General features: G+C 69.2%; 17 protein-coding genes. 6 read left to right on the top strand and 11 right to left on the bottom strand.

Going from position 1 to position 19722, the window contains the following annotated elements; all coding sequences use genetic code 11:
• Positions 1-91: 91 nt before the first annotated feature.
• The 5 genes from HRJ34_RS05080 to HRJ34_RS05060 all read right to left on the bottom strand — a co-directional run bounded on the left by HRJ34_RS05080 (position 92) and on the right by HRJ34_RS05060 (position 6049).
• Positions 92-1297, bottom strand: coding sequence for a hydrolase (locus HRJ34_RS05080; protein ID WP_208633492.1), 1206 nt, complete (start codon positions 1295-1297; stop codon positions 92-94).
• Positions 1294-2697, bottom strand: a complete 1404-nt coding sequence (gene astD, locus HRJ34_RS05075; protein WP_208633491.1) for a succinylglutamate-semialdehyde dehydrogenase — start codon at positions 2695-2697, stop codon at positions 1294-1296. Before astD ends, HRJ34_RS05080 begins: the two co-directional genes overlap by 4 nt.
• Positions 2694-3698, bottom strand: a complete 1005-nt coding sequence (locus tag HRJ34_RS05070) for an arginine N-succinyltransferase (protein WP_208633490.1) — start codon at positions 3696-3698, stop codon at positions 2694-2696. Before HRJ34_RS05070 ends, astD begins: the two co-directional genes overlap by 4 nt.
• Positions 3699-3767: 69 nt before the next feature.
• A complete protein-coding gene (locus HRJ34_RS05065; RefSeq protein WP_208633489.1) occupies positions 3768-5042 on the bottom strand; it encodes an N-succinylarginine dihydrolase in 1275 nt (424 codons plus the stop codon).
• Positions 5039-6049 carry an arginine N-succinyltransferase gene (locus tag HRJ34_RS05060; RefSeq protein ID WP_016744438.1) on the bottom strand — a complete coding sequence of 337 codons (1011 nt, stop codon included), beginning with the start codon at positions 6047-6049 and terminating at the stop codon, positions 5039-5041. Before HRJ34_RS05060 ends, HRJ34_RS05065 begins: the two co-directional genes overlap by 4 nt.
• A 77-nt stretch (positions 6050-6126) precedes the next feature.
• Here HRJ34_RS05060 and HRJ34_RS05055 point away from each other — a divergent pair, with 77 nt between their 5' ends.
• Together HRJ34_RS05055 and HRJ34_RS05050 are read left to right on the top strand one after the other, a co-directional pair.
• Positions 6127-6753, top strand: coding sequence for a trimeric intracellular cation channel family protein (locus tag HRJ34_RS05055; protein ID WP_011951373.1), 627 nt, complete (start codon positions 6127-6129; stop codon positions 6751-6753).
• A 116-nt stretch (positions 6754-6869) separates the two neighbouring features.
• Entirely contained in the window at positions 6870-7514 is a 645-nt protein-coding gene (locus HRJ34_RS05050) for a hypothetical protein (RefSeq protein WP_030089642.1), read from the top strand.
• A gap of 4 nt (positions 7515-7518) precedes the next feature.
• Here HRJ34_RS05050 and HRJ34_RS05045 read toward each other — a convergent pair whose 3' ends face one another.
• The 6 genes from HRJ34_RS05045 to HRJ34_RS05020 form a co-directional block, all read right to left on the bottom strand.
• Positions 7519-8067: a GNAT family N-acetyltransferase gene (locus HRJ34_RS05045; protein ID WP_208633488.1), complete on the bottom strand. Its 549-nt coding sequence runs from the start codon at positions 8065-8067 to the stop codon at positions 7519-7521.
• Entirely contained in the window at positions 8052-9932 is a 1881-nt protein-coding gene (gene sppA / locus HRJ34_RS05040) for a signal peptide peptidase SppA (RefSeq protein WP_029994212.1), read from the bottom strand. The genes HRJ34_RS05045 and sppA overlap by 16 nt, the downstream gene beginning before the upstream one ends.
• 74 nt (positions 9933-10006) lie before the next feature.
• Positions 10007-10834 (bottom strand): transglutaminase family protein, encoded by an 828-nt coding sequence (locus HRJ34_RS05035; protein ID WP_208633487.1) that lies wholly within the window; start codon positions 10832-10834, stop codon positions 10007-10009.
• A 1-nt stretch (position 10835) separates the two neighbouring features.
• Positions 10836-11771, bottom strand: coding sequence for an alpha-E domain-containing protein (locus HRJ34_RS05030; RefSeq protein WP_011951368.1), 936 nt, complete (start codon positions 11769-11771; stop codon positions 10836-10838).
• Positions 11771-13216, bottom strand: coding sequence for a circularly permuted type 2 ATP-grasp protein (locus tag HRJ34_RS05025; RefSeq protein ID WP_011951367.1), 1446 nt, complete (start codon positions 13214-13216; stop codon positions 11771-11773). Before HRJ34_RS05025 ends, HRJ34_RS05030 begins: the two co-directional genes overlap by 1 nt.
• A gap of 290 nt (positions 13217-13506) precedes the next feature.
• Positions 13507-15555, bottom strand: coding sequence for a lytic transglycosylase domain-containing protein (locus HRJ34_RS05020; protein WP_208633486.1), 2049 nt, complete (start codon positions 15553-15555; stop codon positions 13507-13509).
• 46 nt (positions 15556-15601) lie between these two features.
• Between HRJ34_RS05020 and dapA the strand changes: the two genes are divergently transcribed.
• The 4 genes from dapA to HRJ34_RS05000 all read left to right on the top strand — a co-directional run bounded on the left by dapA (position 15602) and on the right by HRJ34_RS05000 (position 19712).
• A complete protein-coding gene (dapA, locus tag HRJ34_RS05015) occupies positions 15602-16477 on the top strand; it encodes a 4-hydroxy-tetrahydrodipicolinate synthase (RefSeq protein WP_029548507.1) in 876 nt (291 codons plus the stop codon).
• Positions 16478-16538: 61 nt separating this feature from the next.
• A complete protein-coding gene (gene smpB, locus HRJ34_RS05010) occupies positions 16539-17021 on the top strand; it encodes an SsrA-binding protein SmpB (RefSeq protein WP_011951364.1) in 483 nt (160 codons plus the stop codon).
• Between the two features lie 11 nt (positions 17022-17032).
• Complete coding sequence (locus HRJ34_RS05005; RefSeq protein WP_011951363.1) at positions 17033-17608, top strand: DUF2062 domain-containing protein; 576 nt, start codon at positions 17033-17035, stop codon at positions 17606-17608.
• A gap of 58 nt (positions 17609-17666) precedes the next feature.
• Positions 17667-19712: a M13 family metallopeptidase gene (locus tag HRJ34_RS05000; RefSeq protein WP_208633485.1), complete on the top strand. Its 2046-nt coding sequence runs from the start codon at positions 17667-17669 to the stop codon at positions 19710-19712.
• The last annotated feature ends 10 nt before the right edge of the window (positions 19713-19722 follow it).

Here is a 19722-nt window from a genome sequence, read left to right as displayed (position 1 = left end):
GGGATCTCACTGCCTTTCCTGCCATCCCGCTTGCTGAACGAAGAACAGTGAGATCCCAGCGTTCGCTGGGATGACGACTTGGGGATGACGATTAGAGGCTTCCCCGCTCCGCCAGCCGCAGCATGACGAGGGTCGAGAGCTGGGCCCGTTCGGGCAGGCTCTCGACGATCAGATATTCGTCGGGGGAATGGATGGCGCCGCCGCGCGCGCCCATCGTGTCGACGACGGGCACGCCGCAGGCGGCGATGTTGTTGCCGTCGCAGACGCCGCCGCTCGCCTTGTGGGTGATCGGACGGCCGAGCAGCGCGGCGCTCTCCTCAACCAGCGCGAACAATCGGGCGGCCTTTTCGTCGATCGGCTTGGGCGGACGGCCGAACCCGCCATGGACGTGGATCGCGACGTCATGCTCGGCCGCGACCGCCTTTGCCAGATCGTCGATCAGTGCCTGGGCGATCGCCTGGTCCTCGGGCAGGGCCGGGCGCAGGTTGACGCGCAGGATCGCCCGATCGGGCACGACATTGTTGGGGCCGCCGCCGTCGATCCGGGCCGGGTTGATCGCCAGCCCCGAGCGCCGCGCGCGCGACAGGCGCAGCGCCAGGTCCGCCGCCGCGACGATCGCGTTGCGGCCCTCCTCGGGATTGCGGCCGGCATGGGCCGAGCGGCCGGTGACGATAATCGAGAAATTGCCGCTGCCGGGCCGCGCGCCGGCGAGCGTGCCGTCGGGCAGCGACGAGGGCTCGTAGGTGAGCGCGGCGAGCTTGCCGCGCGCCGCCTCGGCGATCAGCGCGGCGGAGCCGGGCGAGGCGATCTCCTCGTCCGAGTTGATCACCACCTCATAGCCGATGCGCGATCCGAGCGGCGAGGCTTCGAGCGCGGCGAGCGCCGCCAGCATCAGCGCGATGCCGCCCTTCATGTCGGCGACGCCGGGGCCGTTGATCACCGCGCCGCCGTCCATGTCGGTCAGCGTCTGGAACGGATGATCGGGCGCGTAGACCGTGTCCATATGGCCGGTGAGCAGCAGCTGCACCGGCGCACCGGGCCGGACGCGGACATGGAGGTTGCGGCCATAGTCGAGCGGCTGGACGTTGCCCGCCGCATCGACGGCCTCGCCCGGCACCGCGTCGCGCAGCGCAACCTCCCCCGGCAGCGCCGCGAAGGCATCGGCCAGCAAGCCCGCCATCACCGCCAGCCCGTCGAGGTTGCGCGACCCGCTGTTGACCAGGCTCCATTGCCGCACCTGCGCCAGCATCGGGGCGGCCGCGGCCGCTTCGAGGGCAGGGCGGTGGGCCTCTATCACAACAGCCGCCCACCCAGTTCGCCGGTCAGGTCCGCGATCGTGTCGGCTTCGAAGCTGGCGACCGGATAGGCGCAATAATCGGCGGCATAATAGGCGCTCGGCCGGTGATTGCCCGACTGGCCGAGCCCGCCGAACGGCATGTTGGCGGCGGCGCCGGTGGTCGGCCGGTTCCAGTTGACCACCCCGGCGCGCGAGCGGGCGAGGAAGCGTTGCCACAGTTCCGGATCGTCGGCGAGCAGGCCCGCCGACAAGCCGAAGCTGGTGTCGTTGGCGGCGGCGATCGCGGCGTCGAAATCGGGCACGCGGACGACTTGCAGCACCGGCGCGAATATCTCGGCGTCGGGCACGGCGAGGCCGGTCACGTCGTACATGCCCGGCGTCACGAAGGCGTCGCTGCGTTCGAGCCGCTCGAAGGGCAGCAGGGTCCGTGCGCCCTTCGCCTTGAGCCCGGCCACCGCGTCGATCGCGGTCTGCGCGGCGCGGGCCGAGATCAGCGGCCCCATATAGGGTTCCTCGGGATCGTCCCAGGCGCCGATCCGCAGCCGGGCGGCGAGGGTGTGGACCGCCTCGATCGCCGCGTCGCCCTCGCTGCCGTCGGGCAGGATCAGGCGGCGCGCGCAGGAGCAGCGCTGTCCCGTGGTGATGAAGGCCGACTGGACGATCGCCGCCGCCGATGTCTCGGCATCGCCCCAGGCGATCAACGGGTTGTTGCCGCCCAGTTCGAGCGCGAGGATGACGTGTGGCCGGTCGATCATCGCCCGGCGGAAATGCGCGCCGGTGCTGGCGGCGCCGGTGAACAGCAGCCCGTCGATGTCGGCGGCGATCAGCGCCGCGCCCTGGTCGCGCCCGCCTTGGACGAGCTGGAACACCGCCTCCGGCACGCCGGCGTCGTGGAGCGCCCGCGTCATGTTCTCACCGGTCAGCGGGGCTTCCTCGGACGGCTTGAACAGCACGGCGTTGCCGGCGAGCAGCGCCGGGACGATATGGCCGTTGGGCAGGTGGCCGGGGAAATTATAGGGGCCCAGCACCGCCATCACGCCGTGCGGCTTGTGGCGCAGCACCGCGCGGCCGAAGGCGGTGTCGGCCCGGCGCGATCCGGCGCGCTCGGCCTGCGCCGCGATCGACACCGCGACCTTGTTGACCATCGATCCGAGTTCGGCGCGCGTCTCCCACAGCGGCTTGCCGGTCTCGCGCGCCATGTCGCGGGCGATGTCGTCGGTCCGCTCCTTGAGCAGGGCGGCGTAGCGCTCGACGATCGCGACCCGCTCCTCGACCGGGCGGTCGGCCCAGCCCGGCAGGGCGAAGCGCGCGCGTTCCACCATCGCCGGGATCGCCGCGACGGCGACCTCTTCGCCTTCCCAGATCGCCTGTCCCGTCGCCGGGTCGATCGACCGCATCATTGCCTTACCCTCACCATCTCGCCGGATTTGAGCCGCAGCGCGTCGATCGCCCCGCCGTCGAGCGTCGCGACGCCCTCCTCGATCCGGACCTTCGCCCGGATCGCGCGGAAGCCGCTGAGCGAGGCGGTCGAGACGAGCCGTTCGGGCGCATCGGCGGGATCGCCCTTCATCGCCGCCAGCACCTCGGTCCGCTCGATCGTCCGGATGCTGTCGCGCGGCACGGAATAAGTGGGGCCGCCGTCGAAGATGTCGACCAGTCCCGATCCTCGGAAGCCTTCATGTTCGAGCATCGCGCGCGCCGCCTCGCCCTCGATATGGACGCGGCCGATCGCCTCCTGCGCGGCGGTGTCGATCAGCTCGACATAGATGGGATGGCGCGGGGCGAGGTCGAGGATGAACTGGCCGTCGGTCGACATCACCATATGGTCGGCCTCGTCGAACGGCAGGCGGAAGAATTTGCTCGCGACGCCGTCCCAGAAGGGGCAGGTGCCGTCGGGCGCGAAATAGCCGCGCAGCTCGGCCATCACCGTCTCGGAGAAGCGCTGCCGCTCGGTCCCGATCAGCATGTAGCGCGACCGGGCGAGCAGGCTGCCGGCGCCGCCCGAGCGCCGCTCGGGCCGCAGGTAGAGCGATCCCACCTCGGTCCAGCCCGCGCATTCGTTGACCAGCACCAGCGCCTTGTGGTCGAAGCGCGTGTTGATCGCCGAGGAGAACTGGGCGAGCGTCATCACCCGGAACGAGAAATGCGGCCGCGCGACGCCGACCGCCGCGCGGACGCCGCCGAGTCCTTCGATCCGTCCGGTCTCGCTGTCCTCGAGCATCAGCGTGTACCACGCCTCGCGTGGGGCGATGGCGCCGCTGAAGCTCGCTTCGGACAGGGTCAGGCGGTTGAGCAGGGTCGCCTCGTCCTCGGGCAGGCTGGTGAAGCCGCGCCCCGACAGGACGGCAAGCTCCATCAGCGAAGCGAGATCGGAGGGACCGGCGGGACGGACGATCAGCATCGGCGGGTCCGCGCGGCGGTCTTGAGACGGGATGTCATCTTCATCTTGTGCGCCATAAGCGGTTCGAGTTCAAACCCGTGCGAGCAACGCGTCGAGCGCGTCGTGCGCGGCGCCCGCCGCAGCCCACAGCGCCGGATCGGCCAGCTCGGCCGCGTCGATCCGCTCGGGCCAGTGCCGGTCGACCAGCGCGCACAAGGCCTCCCACCGCCGCTCGTCGAGCAGGAAGCGCGGGTCGATCGCCCGCAGCGCTTCCTCGCCGACCGGCACGCGCAGCCGCAGGCAGGCGGGGCCGCCGCCGTTGCGCATGCTTTCGCGCACGTCGACGACGATCGCCTCGTTGATCGGGTTGTTGCCGGCCAGGATGGTCTCGACCGCCGCCCAGACGCGCGGATTCTCGCGCGTCTCGCTCGGCAGGACCAGCGCCATGCCGCCCTCGGGAAGGGTCAGCAGCTGCGAGTTGAACAGATAGGAGCTGATCGCGTCGTCCAATCCGATGCTGTCGACCTCGACCGCGACGAAATCGGGCGCGACGCGGCCGGCGGCGGCGAACAGGCCGTCGCGATCCTCGAACGCGGCGGCATGGGCGAGCAGGACATGCTCGTTGGCGACGGCGACCACGTCGTTGTGGAAGGCGCCGGCCTCGATCGCGGCCTGCGATTGGAGCGTGTGGAAGGCGTCCGCGCCGGCCAGTCGGGCGACTGCTTCGCCCGCGCGCTTCGCCTGCCGCTCGGGGAAGCGGCTGCCGCGCGCGGCGCCGTGGACGAAGATGTCGAGGCCGCGTTCGCCGTGGCGCGGGGTTATGCGCATATGGTTCGCCGCGCCCTCGTCGCTGAAATGCCGTGTGCCGGGCAAGGCGGGGTGGACCGCGAAATGGCGCTGGTCGGCAAAGATGGTGCGCAGCGTCGCGAAGGTGTCGGGCGCCTCGAAGCTCCGGTGCAGCATCGTCGCGAGATTGGCGGTGACGAGATGGACCCGGCCGTCGCCGCTGTCGGGGGCCGCGATCACCGTCGCCGCATTGGCCGCCCACATCGCCGAGGCGGAACAGGCGTTGTTGAACAGGACCGGGTCCTCGGCGGCGGCGCGGGCGATCACCGATCGGTCGTCGCCGCCGAAGCCGAGCGCTCGCAGCGCGGCGACGGCGGGCCGGCGCGGCGGCGGGATGAAGCCCTGGACCAGGCCGCGATCCATCAGCCGCTTCATCTTGGCGAGCCCCTGGAGCGCGGCGGCGCGGGGCTGGGAGATCGCGCCGGCATTGGTGGCGCTGGCGATGTTGCCGGGGGAGAGACCGGCATAATTGTGCATCGGACCGATCAGGCCGTCGAAATTGATTTCGGTAGCGGTCATATCGCCAGATAGCCGATCGGGTCGCCTTCGGACAGGCCCAGCAGCGCGGCGCTGGCCGGATCGGTCACCGCCTGTCCGCCCGCCGCCTCGATCGATCCGGGGGCGCAGCGGAAACCGGCACCCTTGCCATGGGCGATCAGGTGATCGTGGAGCGGATCGCCGTCCCGGCTGCCCGCATAGCTGGCGTGGTGCAGGGTGCGGATCGCCTTGAGGTCGTCGATCATCGCGATCATCGTCGGGCCGGCATCGAAGATGTCGACATAGCCGTCGTCCCGGAACCCTTCCTCGACCAGCAGGGCGTGCGCGCCGCGGCCGTCGTCATGGACGCGGCCGATCGCCTGCTGCGCCTCCTCCGACAGCATGTTGACGTAGATCGGCGCGCGCGGGCCGAGATCGGCGATGAACTGGTTGCCGGTGGTCGCGTTGATATGGTCGGCCTCGGCGAAGCTCATCGCGTAGAAGCGGCCGCCGACCGCGTCCCAGAAGGGCGAGCGGCCCTGATCGAGCCAGCCCCGGAGGTCGGCGATCACCCGCTTGCCGAAATCGGCGCGGTGGCAGCCGATGAACAGGTAGCGGCTGCGCGCGATCATCCGGCCATAGCCGCCGCGCCGCAGCGTCGGATCGACGATCAGTCCGCCGACCTCGGCGCAATCCTCCAGGTCGTTGGTCAGGGTGAGGACCGGAAAGCGCACCATCCGGCCGTCGATGCTCGACCGCTGCGTCGTGTAGCTGATCCGGTAGCTGTAGAAGGGCCAGTCGACGCCGATGCGGGGAAAGACCATGCCGCAGCCGCGCACCCGCCCGCCAACCTCGAGCCCGAGGATGATCGCCCCGCCCAGTTCCTCCCCCGCCAGCAGCGCGTCGCTGCGCTCGATCCTTTCGCGCAGAATGTCGCGATCGGCGGGCAGGTTGGTGAAGCCGGGCCCGCTGCCCCGGGCGAGCGCGAGCAGCGCGTCGACATCGTCGTTGCGGACCGGGCGAATCCGGATGGAGTCGGGTTCGGACATGCAACGATGTTCCATCCTTCCCGGCGCGCTTTCAAGGGTGGGTTGAACCGGCGCCGAAAGCATAGGAAGGGAGGGCGATGGAGCTGCCCGACCTCATGATGGTGCGAACCGTCCTTCCCTGGCTCGATATCGCCGGGATCGCGATCTTCGCGATCAGCGGCGCGCTCGCGGCGGCGCGGCGCGAGCAGACGATCGTCACCTTCACCTTCTTCGCCGCCGTCACCGGCACCGGCGGCGGCACGGTACGCGACCTGCTGATCGGCGCGCCGGTGTTCTGGATCCACGACAATCGCGCGCTCGCCGTCTGCCTGTTCGCGGCGCTCGCCGTGTGGATGACGCCGCGCCGGATCTGGCCGGTCAAGGCGCTCGAATGGTTCGACGGCGTCGGGCTCGCCGCCTATGCGGTGTTCGGATCGTGGAAGGCGCTGGCCTATGGCGTGCCGCCGCTCGGCGCCGCCGCGATGGGCGTGTTCACCGCCTGCCTGGGCGGGATCATCCGCGACGTGCTGGCGGGCGAACCCTCGATCCTGCTGCGGCCCGAACTCTATGTCACGGCGGCGGCGCTCTCCGCCGGGCTGTTCGTCGTGCTGACCCTGCTGGGGGCGCCGCTGCTGCCGGCGGCCGGGATGGCGGCGCTGGCCGGCTTCGCGCTGCGGGCACTGGCGATCCATCGCGGCATCGCCCTGCCGAGCTATCGCGACTGATCGTCGCGCCGGCCCCGGCCGTTCACCTCCACGTCATCTCCATTCCCCACGGGTAAGGAACCGCAGCCGTCACGGTGCGTAGACTCGTGGACAGTAGGTGGAGAGAGAATTTGGTGATGCGTGGTGGGATTTTCGCGGCTTCGGCCATGGCGCTGCTGCTGGCGGGCTGCGGCCCCAAGCAGCTCGCCTTGCCGGGCGACCCGATCGACAGGGCGGCGACCTGCGCCGTCGTCAGCGCGGCGTCGGCCCGCGCCGACGCGCCCGACGTGAAGGGCGATCTCGGCTTCGACGCGCAGACCCGCATCCTCCATTATGCGATGCTCGCGGCGACGGCTGACGACCATTTCTCCGCCAAGAAGGCGTCCGAGGTGGTCGGCCGGATGGGCGAGGTCGAGAAGGCGGTGACCGACGGCAAGTGGCAGGCGCTGGTGACGCCCTGCGACCAGGCCTATCCCGAGGTCAGGAAGACCGCCGGCATCGAGCTGCCCAAGGGCAAGTTCGACGCCGAACTGGGCTGCTATTCGCTCGGCGATTTCCTGGTGAAGACGGTGAGCACCAGCGATCCCAAGGCGCAGGAGCAGCTGTCCGGGCTGACCAAGATGCGCCGCGAGCTCGATGGCACGGTCGGCCGCCAGCTCAAGGCGCGCGGCGCCTCCGGCTATGAACGGACGCTGGAGCTGAAGCAGGCGGCGCTCGGCCGGATGACGAAGCTCGGCGCCCCCGCCGAGACGGCTCGCATGTGCCGGAGCCGCTTCGCCTGATCGGTCAGCCGGCGGGCAGGAACGGACGGGGCTCCGGCGGCGGCACCGGATGCCCGCCCAGGTCGAGCTGGTAGATGCCGACATCGTGCCAGCCGCCCTGCTTGAAGCCGATCTTTGCCAGCACCCCCGCGCATACGAAGCCCAGGCTTTCGTGCAGTCGCACGCTGGCGGGATTGGGGAGGGTGATCTTGCCGATCACCGTCCGGAAGCCCTGCTCGCCGAGGCTTGCGATCAGGGCGCGGTAGAGTGCGGCGCCGATCCCCTGGCGATGGCTGCCGGGGGCGACATAGACGGTCGCCTCGACCGCCCAGCGATAGGCGGCGCGTTCGTAGAGCCGCGTCGCATAGGCATAGCCGGCGATGCCGCCGTCCAGTTCCGCGACCAGATAGGGATGGTGCGGCAGGATGTCGGTCATGCGCCGCGCCATCTCCGCCGCCGAGGGCGGGTCGACCTCGAAGGTGATCGGCCCGGTCAGGACATAATAAGCGTAGATCGCGGCGATCGCCTCCGCGTCGGCGGAACGCGCCGCGCGGATTCTCAGCGGACCGCCCATGCGAGCAGGCTGCGCGCGGCGCGGATATCGGCCGGACGCGGCGGCGTCGCGGCCGAAGCGCATTCGAGGCAGCGCACCTGGATCGCCGGCCCGCCCAGCACGCGCCGGGCATTGGCCAGCGCGGCGACCAGCGCCTGGTCCGGGCCGTTGGCGACGACGCCCCAGAAGGTGCGGCTGCCGGCCTCGCTGCTGTCATTGTCGGGATCGATCAGCGAGCGGATCATCTCCTTCCACGGATTCAGCGGCTTCTCGATATAGAGCGGGCGCACCTTGGCGGGGTCGAGCTTGGCGAGCTTCGCGGCCTCGGCGATCGCGTCGTCGACCGATCCGAAGCCGTCGACCAGCCCGATCTGGCGGGCGGTGGCGCCGGCCCAGACGCGGCCCTCGGCGATCTCGCGGACGCGCTCGATCGGCAGCTTGCGCGATTGCGCGACCAGCCCGGTGAAGCGCCGGTACACATCCTCGATCGAGCCCTGCATCATCGCGTCGAACTGCGGCGAGGTGCCGCGGAAGACGTCGGGCTCGCCCGACAGCGGCGTCGTCTTCACGCCGTCCGCCGACAGGCCGAGCTTGGCGAGCGAACCCTGGAAGGTCGGCAGGATGCCGAACACGCCGATCGAGCCGGTGATCGTCGCCGGATCGGCGATGATCCGGTCGGCCGGGGTCGATATCCAGTAGCCGCCGCTCGCGGCGAGGCCGCCCATCGATACGACGACGGGAAGGCCGAGCCCCTTCGCCTGGAGGATCGCCGAGCGGATCGTCTCCGCGCCGGTGACCGATCCGCCGGGGGAATCGACCCGCACGACCAGCGCCTTGATCCGCTTGCGGCCCAGCTCGTCGAGCAGCAGGTCCGATATGGTGGTGCCGCCGGCCGCGCCCGGCGGGGCGTCGCCGTCGACGATGTCGCCCGCGACGGTCAGCACGCCGATCGGCGTCCCGCCCGACTTCTCGGGATGCGCGCTCGCCCAGCGATCGAGCGGGATCGCCTTGAAGCCGTTGAGGCTGGAGCCGCCGGCCGAGCCCGCGATCGCCGCGACCCGCGAGTCGAACGCGTTGCGGTCGCCGAGCCGGTCGACCAGGCCGGCGTTGAGCGCCGCCTGCGACATCCGCCCGCCCGCCTCGCCGATGATCGCGGTCGGCCGTTCGACATAGGCGGCGAGCTTGGCCTTGGGCCGGGCCTTGCCGACCTCGGCCGTCCAGGTCGACCACAGCGCATTGGCGAGCGCCTGGTTGGCCTCGCGCGCCTCGGGCGACTGGTCGGATCGCATATAGGGTTCGACCGCCGACTTGAACGCGCCGACCCGATAGATCTTCGCGGTGATGCCGAGCCGGTCCATCAGCCCCTTGTAGTAGAGCCGGGAACCGCCCGGTCCGGTGAGGATCACCCCGCCGAGCGGGTTGAGCCAGACCTCGGTGGCGTGGGAGGCGAGCTGATAGCCGTCGTCGCCATAGCCGGTCGCATAAGCGAGGATCGGCTTGCCCGCCGCGCGGGCCTTGTCGAGCGCGCGGCCCGCCGCCGCGATCGTCGCCTGCTCGCCGCCGGCGAAGCTGTCGAGGTCGAGGACGATCGCCTTGACGCCGTTCGATTCCGCCGCGGCTTGCAGCGCCCGTTCGAGGTCGCGCAGCCGCGTCTCGCGCGCGATCCCGCCATTGCCGGCCAGCAGCGTCAGCGGATCGGTCTCGGCGGGCTGCTCGACCAGCGTGCCGTCGAGGTCGATCACCAGCGCGCCCGACGAGGGCAGCGTGCTGTTCGGCTTGATCGACAAGGCGAGGAACAGCGTCCCGAAGAAGATCAGCATCGCGATCAGGACGAGCCCGTCCTTGATCCCGACGAGCAGTTTCCAGAGCCCCCGAACCAGCTTCATAAAATGACTACATCCAGCTTGCGTGGCTCACAAATAGGTGCGCGTCGGGCCGCCGTCCACTGGTGGCCCGACGATCAGGCCTGATATTGTTCCTGCGACAGGCTGACGTCGACGCCGATCGCCAGCACCTCGTGCCCGCCGCCGACCCGCGCGCCCGAGATCGGCGCGGCGTCGCGGAAGTCGAGTCCCTGGGCGATGCGCACATAATGGTCGTTGGGGCACATGTCGTTGGCCGGGTCGAACCCTATCCAGCCGAACTCGGGCACGTCGATCTCGGCCCAGAAATGCGGCGCCTCGCGATGGCCGCAATCGGGATCGTCGCGATAGATGTAGCCGGTCACGAAGCGCGCGGGAAAGCCGCCGGCGCGCGCCGCCGCGATAAGCACATGGGCCATGTCCATGCTGCAGCCCGACCGCACGTCCAGCACCTCGCCGACCGAACGGACCTCGGTGCTGCGATGCTCCTTGCAGGGAAAGAGGCGGCAGACCGCACTGTTGAGGCCATGGATCCGGCTGAGCGCGTCGCCGTTCGCGCCGTCATGGTCGCGCAGCAGGTCGAGCAGCGCGTCGCACGGCGCGGTCAGCTCGGTGGCGCGCCGGTAGACGGCGGAGGGCAGGGGATCGATCGCGCCCGACACGGCGCCCGCCCGGTCCTCGGTCAGCACCTCTCCCGTCACCCGGAGGCCGATCCGTTCGACCGGTCCGGCCAGGTAGAGCATCGAGACGATGTTGCCGAAACCGTCGGTCGAATGCTTCAGCCGCGCGTCGCAATCGACGTCGATCCGCCAATCGACGATGTTCTGGCCGATGTGGCTCGACGGCGTCATGCGCAGCAGCTGGACGACCCGGGCCTGCGGCTCGGTATAGCGATATTCGGTCTGGTGCTGGATCAGGAGCCGCATCTCATCCGAACCGGAACTGTTGGCCTATGGCGCTGTGTATCCGCGTGTTCTCATAGATGAAGCCGGTTAGCCATTCGTGCAAACCCTGAGCGAAGATGGTGTCGATCGTCGTCCGTTCGAGCGCATTGTGGCGCAGGCGGGACAGCCTGTCGGCCTCGCCCTGCAGGCCGGTGCGCTTGCCGATCGCATTGAGGTGCATGATCACCTCCTCCGACGAGGCGATCAGCGAGCGCGGCAGCTCGGGCTTCAGGCACAGCAGCTCGGCGACGAGCCATGGCTTGAGCCCCTGGCTGTAGAGCCAGCGATAGGCGGTGTTGGCCGAAACGGTGTGGAGGATCGTCGTCCACTGGTCGCGGTCGATCAGCCCGCCGACCTTCTCGCCCTCCGGCAGCAGCAGGTGATATTTGACATCGATCAGCCGCGCGGTGTTGTCGGCGCGCTCCATCGCCGCGCCGAGGCCCAGGAAGCTATAGGCCTCGTTGCGCAGCATCCGGTGCAGCGCCCCTTCGAAGCCGCGCGTCTCGGCCCGGATCTGCTCGACGAGGCTCAGCGTCGTCTGGCTGCCCCCGGTCGAGGCGCGGCCGCGCAGCCCCAGCCAGGCGCGGTTGATCGCCTCCCACGCGTCGCGGCTGAGCGCGGTGCGCACCGACTTGGCGTTGCTGCGCGCCGCGTCCAGGCACGAGCGGATCGAATTGGGATTGGCCGCCGCCAGCGTCAGGTAGCGGCTGATCGCCAGTGGCGAGCGGGTCTCGCCGGTCAGCCCGAAGTCGTAGTCGGCCGCGGCGACGAGCAGCGCGCTGTCCCACGCTCCCTGGCCGGCGGGGCGGGCGGACAGCGCGTCGAGCCGGATCGTCGCTTCGATCAGCCGGGCGGTGAACTCGGCCCGTTCGACATAGCGGCCGATCCAGTAGAGCGAGTTGGCGGTGCGCGACAGCATCAGGCCCGCTCCCCCCGCCCGGTCAGGATCAGGCTGTCCTTGGTGCCGCCGCCCTGGCTCGAATTGACGACCAGCGATCCCTCGCGCAGCGCGACGCGGGTCAGGCCGCCCGGCGTGATCGTCACCCCCTTGCCGCCCGACAGGACGAACGGCCGGAAATCGACGTGGCGCGGGGCGACGCCCTTCTCGGTCAGGGTCGGCACCGTCGACAGGGCGAGGGTGGGCTGGGCGATGTAGCGGTGCGGCTCGGCGACTAGCGCCGCGCGGAATTCCTCGATCTGCGCGCGGGTCGCGGTCGGGCCGACGAGCATGCCGTAGCCGCCCGATCCGTCGACCAGCTTGACCACCAGCTTGTCGAGATTGTCGAGCGTGTAGCGGAGCGCCTGCGGCTCGCGGCAGCGATAGGTCTCGACATTGGGCAGCTTCGCGTCCCCGCCCGAATAATATTTCACGATCTCGGGCATGTAGCTGTAGATCGCCTTGTCGTCGGCGATGCCGGTGCCCGGCGCGTTCACCAGCGCGACGTTGCCGGCCATGTAGGCGGCGACGATGCCGGGGACGCCCAGCAGCGAATCCGGGCGGAACACCAGCGGATCGAGATAGTCGTCGTCGATGCGGCGATAGATCACGTCGACCTGGACGCGTCCCTCGATCGTCCGCATCCAGACCTTGTCGTCGTCGACCTCCAGGTCGGCGGCCTCGACCAGTTCGATCCCCATCGAATCGGCCAGGAAGCTGTGCTCGTAGAAGGCCGAGTTGAAATGGCCGGGGGTCAGCAGCACGCAGGTCGCATCGGCGCCCCGGCCGCGCGGCGACACCGACTGGAGCGTCTCCAGCAGCGCGTCGGGATAGGAATCGATCGGGGCGACGTCGAACTGCTCGAACAGCTCGGGGCACAGCCGCAGCATCGCCTCGCGATTCTCGAGCATGTAGGAGACGCCCGACGGAGTGCGGGCATTGTCCTCCAGCACCCAGAATTGATCGGGGCCGGTACGCACCAGGTCGATGCCGCAGATATGGGCGAACACCCCGTGCGGCGGCTTCGCGCCCGCCAGCACCGGGCGGAACTGCGGATTGGCGAGGACCAGCTCCTCGGGAAGGATGCCGTCGGCGAGGATGCGGCGCGGGCCGTAGATATCGGCAAGGAAGGCGTTGATCGCCTCGACCCGCTGCACCAGCCCCTCCGAGAGGCTGGCCCATTCGCGCGCGGTGAAGATGCGGGGGACGATGTCGAAGGGGATGATCCGTTCGGCGGACTCCTCCTCGCCATAGACGGCGAAGGTGATCCCCAGTTGTCGGAAGGCGGCCTCGGCGGCCTTTTGCCGGCGATCGAGTTCGGCGGGCGGGGTGGTTTCTATCCAGTCGAGAAGCTGCGCGAACTCGGGCCGTCCGGCCGGGTCGCCCGGTTTGCCTCGGATCTCGTCGAAAGCGTCTGCCCCTGCCATAGCGCTCCGTTAGTCCTGATCGACGCGCCGATGGTGCATCTCTCCGCTGCGCTGCACAAGGGGCTTTGCGCAGGAAAGGGCGATATGCTGCCGGACGGCTCCCCGTGCCGAATTCAACGCGGTGGATGGATTGGCGTTCCGTGGTGGCGTAGGCTGTTGTTTTTCCTGTGCCTTTTCTCTGAAGCAACCGTCATCCCGGCGAAAGCCGGGATCTCATTCCTTCTTCCTGCACTTTGCCGGGAAGGCAGGGAGATTCCAGCATTCGCTGGAATGACGGGGGTGGTGCTATCTCACCCCGGCTTCGCCTTGCCGAGATAGGAGGAAAGCCGGTTCTTCGTCGCGCTCCGGGCGCGGGAGGGGTTGAGCAGGTCGTAGACGACCGCGTTCTCCAGCACCTTCTGCACATAGCCGCGCGTCTCGGCGAAGGGGATCGCCTCGATCCAGTCGACGACGTCGACGCCCGGCATGCGCGGATCGCCATTGGCCTTGATGAACTTGTTCACATTGCCGGGGCCGGCATTGTAGCTGGCGACGGCGAGGACGTAGCTGCCGCCATAATAGGTCAGCATCCGGTCGAAGAAGGCCGATCCGAGCATGACGTTATAGTCGATGTCGGCGAGCCGGGCCGGATCATAGGCGAGGCCGAGCTTGCCGGCCTGCTCGCGCGCGGTCGCCGGCATGAGCTGCATCAGCCCGCGCGCGCCGGTGCGGCTCGTCGCCTGGCGGTCGAACTGGCTCTCCTGGCGGCTGATCGCGTGGATCAGCGTCCAATGGCCGTTCATCGCCTGGGGCACCGGCACCTCGGGAAAGCCGATTCGCAACGGATCGGGGGTGCCGCTGGTCCGTGCGGCGCGCGAGACCATCACGCCCAGGTCGGGGCGGTTCATCGACCTGGCGAGCTCGCCGGCGAGGATATGGTCGCTGTCGGTCTTCGCATTGGCGGCGATCAGGCGGATGAAGGCGGTCTGGTCCTGCCACTGGCCGGACTGGCCAAGCAGGCGGGCGGCGCGGACCACCTCGCTCGCCTCGAACGAGGCGCGTTCGGTGGGCGGGACCATGGTGCGCGGCGGCTCGGGCGGGATCATCAGCTCGCGGCCGAGCCGTTCGGCGGCGAGCTGGCCGTAGAACTGGTCGATATGGACGGCGGCCTGGTTGAGGTAGCTCTTCGCCCAGTCGGGCTTGCCGCCGCGTTCCGCCGCGCGGCCCGCCCAGTACCAGCCCTTGGTCTGCGTCCCCGGCGTCTGCGCGGCGCGCGAATAGCGGTCGAACATCGTCACCGCGTCGTCGTAGCGGCCGAGCTTCTGGAGCGCGGCGGTGCCCGCCAGCCACATCAGGCTGGTATAGTCGTCGCGCTCGGCGAACGGCCGGTCGCGGATGCGGGTTCCGGGCGGGAAGGCCTGTTCGGCATGTTTCGCGATCGCCAGCGCCAGATCATATTGGCCGTCGGCATTGGCCGCGCGGGCGAAGCTCAGCAGGTCGTCGAGGAAGGCGGCGCTGTCGAACGGCGGCCCGCTCAGGTCGCGCGACTGGCCGAGCCAGATGCGGGCGGCCATGCTGTCGCCGCGATCACGCAGATAGCGGGCGCGTTCGATCATATAGCCCGGATCATGGTTGACCGCGTCGCCCGCCGCCGCGATCCGCGCGTCGACGTCGGCGTCGTTGCGCAGCAGGGCGAGCCGCGCCGCGTAGAGCGCCCGCCGGGCCGGCGAGACGTTGGCGACCTGTCGCCCGGCGGCCGTCGTCGCCCGGTCGAGCAGCAGCCGCTCCATCCGCCGGTCGTGATCGGCCGGGGTCATGCCGGCGCCGAACCGGGCGAGCAGCCGCGCCTCGTCGTCCTGGCTCAGGCCCTTGGTCACCCAGGCAGCGGCGGCGTTGCTGCGCGCCTCGGCCATGCGGCCGGTGGCGGCGAGCGCCTCGGCATTGCGGGTCTGGCCGGCGGCGGTCAGCGGCGGGAAGCGGGTGAAGAAGGTGACGACCAGCCCGCGATCATAACTGTTCGGATCGATGCGCCGCTCCGCCGCGCGGCGCATCGCGCTCTCGCCCGGCCAGCCCGGATGGGCGATCAGGAAGGCCGCATAGTCCTGGAACGGCAGCGAATCGCTCTGTTGCAGCCGCCGCCATTCGCCGATCACGCCCTGCAGCACGTCGCTCCGCCATGCCGGCGCGCCGGGCGCGGGCGACTGGACCGCCGGCGCGGGCGCCGGTTCGGGCGCGACGGTCGCGGCGATCGCCGCGGTCGAGGCGAGAAGGGTCAGACCCGTAAAAAGACGGCGGGAGCGGCTGGACAGGTTAGGGTAGCCGAACCTATTGGGCGCATTCGTTTCTCGGACGAGCTTCATTGCGCCATTATGGCGCGGCCGACGCCCGAGGTGAAGGGAGAGCGTGATGTTCAGTGGGTCGATACCTGCCCTGGTGACGCCGTTTCGCGACGGGGCGTTCGACGAAAAACTGTTCCGCGGCTTTGTCGACTGGCAAATCGCGGAAGGATCGAGCGCGCTCGTGCCCTGTGGCACCACCGGCGAAAGCGCGACCATGTCGATCGAGGAGCACAACCATGTCGTGCGCGTCTGCATCGAGCAGGCACAGGGCAGGGTGCCGGTGATCGCCGGCTGCGGATCGAACGACACCGCCGTCGCGCTGGAGCATATGAAGGCGGCGCAGGCGGCCGGGGCCGATGCGGCGCTGGTCGTGCTGCCCTATTACAACCGCCCCAACCAGGACGGCCTGATCGCGCATTTCCGTCACCTGACCGACAATTGCACCCTGCCGATCATCGTCTACAACGTGCCGGCGCGCACCGTGACCGACATCCTGCCCGAAACGCTGGGCGCGCTGGCCGGGATCAGGACCATCGTCGGCATCAAGGACGCCAGCGGCAAGGTCGAGCGCGTCTCGGCGCAGCGGCAGCATTGCGGCCCCGATTTCTGCCAGCTCTCGGGCAATGACGACATGGCGCTCGGCTTCATGGCGATGGGCGGGGTCGGTTGCATCTCGGTCACCGCCAATGTCGCGCCGGGGCTGTGCGCAGAGTTCCAGACGGCCTGCGCCGACGGCCGCTGGGCCGACGCGCTGGCGTTGCAGGACAAGCTGTTCCCGCTTCACGCCGCGCTGTTCAGCGACGCTTCACCCGGCCCGGTCAAATATGCGCTGACCCGCACCTACCGGGATTTCCCCGCGGACCTGCGGCTGCCGATGACCTGGCCGTCGGAAGCGAGCCGTGCCGCCGTCGACGCGGCGCTGGCGCACGCCGGCATCGCCTGAATTTCCGCTCGTTTCCCTTTGCCGGGAGACGAAATCGATCCTTTTGCGTTAAGTTGAGTCCATGGCCCGCCCGCGTCCCGCAGAGTTCGAGAAGAAGAAAGTGGTCGCCGAGAACCGGCGGGCGCGCTTCGATTATTTCCTCGAGCAGTTCTTCGAGGCCGGCATCGCCCTGACCGGGACCGAGGTGAAGTCGCTGCGCTTCGGCGAGGGATCGATCGCCGAAAGCTATGCCGAGGTGAAGGACGACCAGGTCTGGCTGGTCAATTCGAACGTGCCCGAGTTCAGCCATGGCAACCGCTTCAACCATGAGCCGAAACGGCCCCGCAAGCTGCTGCTCCACGCGCGCGAGATCGACAAGATGCGCAACGGCGTCTCGCGCGAGGGGATGACGCTGATCCCGCTGTCGATCTATTTCAACGGGCGCGGCCGGGCGAAGGTCGAGCTGGCGCTGGCCAAGGGCAAGAAGCTGCACGACAAGCGCGATACCGAGAAGGAACGCGACTGGAAACGCGAGCAGCAGCGCCTGCTGCGCGATCGCGGCTGAGCCCGGGGCGGATGTTCGACAGCATCGGCCGATGGTGGCGCAAGAACGCCCCGACCCGCGAATCGCTGGAGGAGGTGCGCTGGCTGCGGCCCTTCGCCCATCGCGTGCTGGAGCCGGCGCTGTGGCGCTTCACCCGCCGGTCGGTGCCGCGCGGGGTGGCGCTGGGACTGATCGTCGGCCTGTTTCTGATGATTCCGGGGCTGCAGATCATCGGCGCGGCGCTGCTCGCGCTGCCGTGCCGCGCCAATGTGCCGATCGCCGTGGCGATGACCTTCCTCAGCAATCCTGCGACGACGCCGTTCATCCTCTATCTCTCGATCATCGTCGGCAATCGCTTCATCCACTCGACGGTCGACGTCGGCACGGTGATGACGATGATCAACCAGGGCGCCAGCCTCGCCGAATGGGCGGCATGGCTCGCCTCGGCGGCGGCGCCGGCGCTGGTGATCGGGCTGTTCGTCATCTCGGTGATCACGGCGGCGGTCGGCTATCTCGCCTCGGGCTGCATCTGGCGGGCCTGGACCTCGCACAAGTGGAACCTGCGCGAGCGCCATCGCGCCGAGCGGGCGGTGGAAGAGCGGGGTTGATCCTGACAAGGCTGATGGTAAGCCAGCCGTCATAGTCAGATCATACACCGAGGTTCCCATGAAGATTTTCCTGATCGCTCTCGCGGCGAGCAGCATGCTCGTGCCCGTGGCGGCGCCGATCGCCGGCGATGCCGCGCGCGCCGCGCCGGCGAAGGCCACGGCCAAGCCGACCTATGGCGATTTCGGCTTCGATGCCGCCGGCATGGATCGCAGCGTCCGCCCCGGCGACGATTTCTACGCCTATGCCAATGGCGATTGGGCGAAGGACACGCCGATCCCGGCGGATCGGTCGAACTTCGGCATGTTCACCGTGCTGGACGAACTGTCGATGGCGCGCAGCCACGACATCCTCGAACGGGTCGCGAAGACGCGCGGCACCCGGATCGGCGACCTCTACGCCAGCTTCATGGACGAAGCGGCGGTCGACGCCGCCGGGATCGCGCCGCTCAAGCCGCTGCTCGACGCGGTCAAGGCGATCGACGACCGGTCCGCGGTCGCGGCGAAGATGGGCGACTATCTGCGCCTCGGCATCCGGACGCCGTTCCGCGCCTTCGTCGACCAGGACGACAAATATCCCGAAAGCTATATCGCGATCGTGCGGCAAAGCGGGCTCGGCCTGCCTGATCGCGACTATTATCTGAAGCCCGATGCCGACATGGCGAAGACGCGCGCGGCCTATCAGGCCTATGTCGCGCAGCTCCTGACCCTGGCGGGCGAGCCGCGCGCCGACGAGCGGGCGGCGGCGATCCTCGCCTTCGAGACCGAGCTGGCCAAGGTCCAGTGGACCCGCGTCGATTCGCGCGACAGCACCAAGACCTACAACAAATGGACACGCGGCGACTTCGCGAGGAACGCGCCCGGCTTCGACTGGGACGCCTATCTGAAGGCGGCGGGCCTCGACGGCCAGGCCGATTATCTGGTCGGCCAGCCCAGCGCCTTCGCCGGCATGGCCAGGGCGATCGCGGCGGCGCCGGTCGAGCTGCTCAAGGATTATCTGCTGCTGGCGGCGATCAACGCCGAGGCGCCCTATCTGTCGAAGCCGTTCGTCGATGCCGAGTTCGCCTTCAACCAGACGGTGCTGTCGGGCACCCCGCAGAATTCCGAGCGCTGGAAGCGCGGCGTCACGCTGGTCAAGGAACAGGTCGGCGAGGATCTGGGCCAGGAATATGTGAAGCTCTACTTCACCCCCGAGACCAAGGCCGCCGCCGACGAGCTGGTCCGCAACGTCATCGCCGCGATGGGTCGACGGATCGACGGGCTGAGCTGGATGTCGCCCGAGACCAAGGTGAAGGCGCGCGCCAAGCTGGCCGCCTTCACGCCCAAGATCGGCTATCCGAGCAAGTGGCGCGATTATTCCGCGCTGGAGATCCGGCGCGGCGACCTGCTCGGCAACGTGCTGCGCGCCAGCGCCTTCGAATGGCGGCGCAACCTGAACAAGCTGGGCCGGCCGATCGACCGGACCGAATGGGGCATGACCCCGATGGAGATCAACGCCTACGCCAACTTCGCGATGAACGAGATCGTCTTCCCCGCGGCGATCCTGCAGCCGCCCTTCTTCGATCCGCATGCCGATCCGGCGATCAACTATGGCGGCATCGGCGCGGTGATCGGGCATGAGATCAGCCATCATTTCGACGATCAGGGCGCCAAGTACGACATGCACGGCCGGCTGTCCGACTGGTGGACGGCCGACGACGTCAAGCGCTTCGGCGTGCTGACCGACCGGATCGTCAAGCAATATGACGCCTATGAGCCGCTGCCCGGCCTGCACATCCAGGGCGCGCTGACCCAGGGCGAGAACATCGCCGATCTCGCCGGCCTGACCGTCGCCTATGAGGCCTATCAGATGGCGCTGAAGGGGCGGAAGGCGCCGGTGATCGACGGCTTCACCGGCGACCAGCGCTTCTATCTGGGCTGGGCGCAGGTGTGGCGCCGCAACTATCGCGAGGCCAATCTGCGGCAACGGCTGCTCACCGATCCGCACTCGCCCTCGATCCAGCGCGCCTGGGTCGTCCGCAACCTCGATCCCTTCTACGAGGCCTATGACGTGAAGGCCGACGAGAAGATGTACCTCGCGCCGGCGGATCGCCTGCACATCTGGTAGGGCGTCCCGC

Source organism: Rhizorhabdus wittichii (genome assembly GCF_017607425.1).
Classification (GTDB): Bacteria; Pseudomonadota; Alphaproteobacteria; order Sphingomonadales; family Sphingomonadaceae; genus Rhizorhabdus; species Rhizorhabdus wittichii.
The sequence above is the reverse complement of the archived record's forward strand: the minus strand, read 5'-3'. Positions and strand labels throughout refer to the sequence as shown.

Coding starts and splice junctions, on each gene's coding strand:
- astD (WP_208633491.1), bottom strand. CDS start 2,697: ATGATGCGGTCGATCGACCCGGCGACGGGACAGGCGATCTGGGAAGGC.
- HRJ34_RS05070 (WP_208633490.1), bottom strand. CDS start 3,698: ATGCTGATCGTCCGTCCCGCCGGTCCCTCCGATCTCGCTTCGCTGATG.
- HRJ34_RS05065 (WP_208633489.1), bottom strand. CDS start 5,042: ATGACCGCTACCGAAATCAATTTCGACGGCCTGATCGGTCCGATGCAC.
- HRJ34_RS05060 (WP_016744438.1), bottom strand. CDS start 6,049: ATGTCCGAACCCGACTCCATCCGGATTCGCCCGGTCCGCAACGACGAT.
- HRJ34_RS05055 (WP_011951373.1), top strand. CDS start 6,127: ATGGAGCTGCCCGACCTCATGATGGTGCGAACCGTCCTTCCCTGGCTC.
- HRJ34_RS05050 (WP_030089642.1), top strand. CDS start 6,870: ATGCGTGGTGGGATTTTCGCGGCTTCGGCCATGGCGCTGCTGCTGGCG.
- HRJ34_RS05045 (WP_208633488.1), bottom strand. CDS start 8,067: ATGGGCGGTCCGCTGAGAATCCGCGCGGCGCGTTCCGCCGACGCGGAG.
- sppA (WP_029994212.1), bottom strand. CDS start 9,932: ATGAAGCTGGTTCGGGGGCTCTGGAAACTGCTCGTCGGGATCAAGGAC.
- HRJ34_RS05035 (WP_208633487.1), bottom strand. CDS start 10,834: ATGCGGCTCCTGATCCAGCACCAGACCGAATATCGCTATACCGAGCCG.
- HRJ34_RS05030 (WP_011951368.1), bottom strand. CDS start 11,771: ATGCTGTCGCGCACCGCCAACTCGCTCTACTGGATCGGCCGCTATGTC.
- HRJ34_RS05025 (WP_011951367.1), bottom strand. CDS start 13,216: ATGGCAGGGGCAGACGCTTTCGACGAGATCCGAGGCAAACCGGGCGAC.
- HRJ34_RS05020 (WP_208633486.1), bottom strand. CDS start 15,555: ATGAAGCTCGTCCGAGAAACGAATGCGCCCAATAGGTTCGGCTACCCT.
- dapA (WP_029548507.1), top strand. CDS start 15,602: ATGTTCAGTGGGTCGATACCTGCCCTGGTGACGCCGTTTCGCGACGGG.
- smpB (WP_011951364.1), top strand. CDS start 16,539: ATGGCCCGCCCGCGTCCCGCAGAGTTCGAGAAGAAGAAAGTGGTCGCC.
- HRJ34_RS05005 (WP_011951363.1), top strand. CDS start 17,033: ATGTTCGACAGCATCGGCCGATGGTGGCGCAAGAACGCCCCGACCCGC.
- HRJ34_RS05000 (WP_208633485.1), top strand. CDS start 17,667: ATGAAGATTTTCCTGATCGCTCTCGCGGCGAGCAGCATGCTCGTGCCC.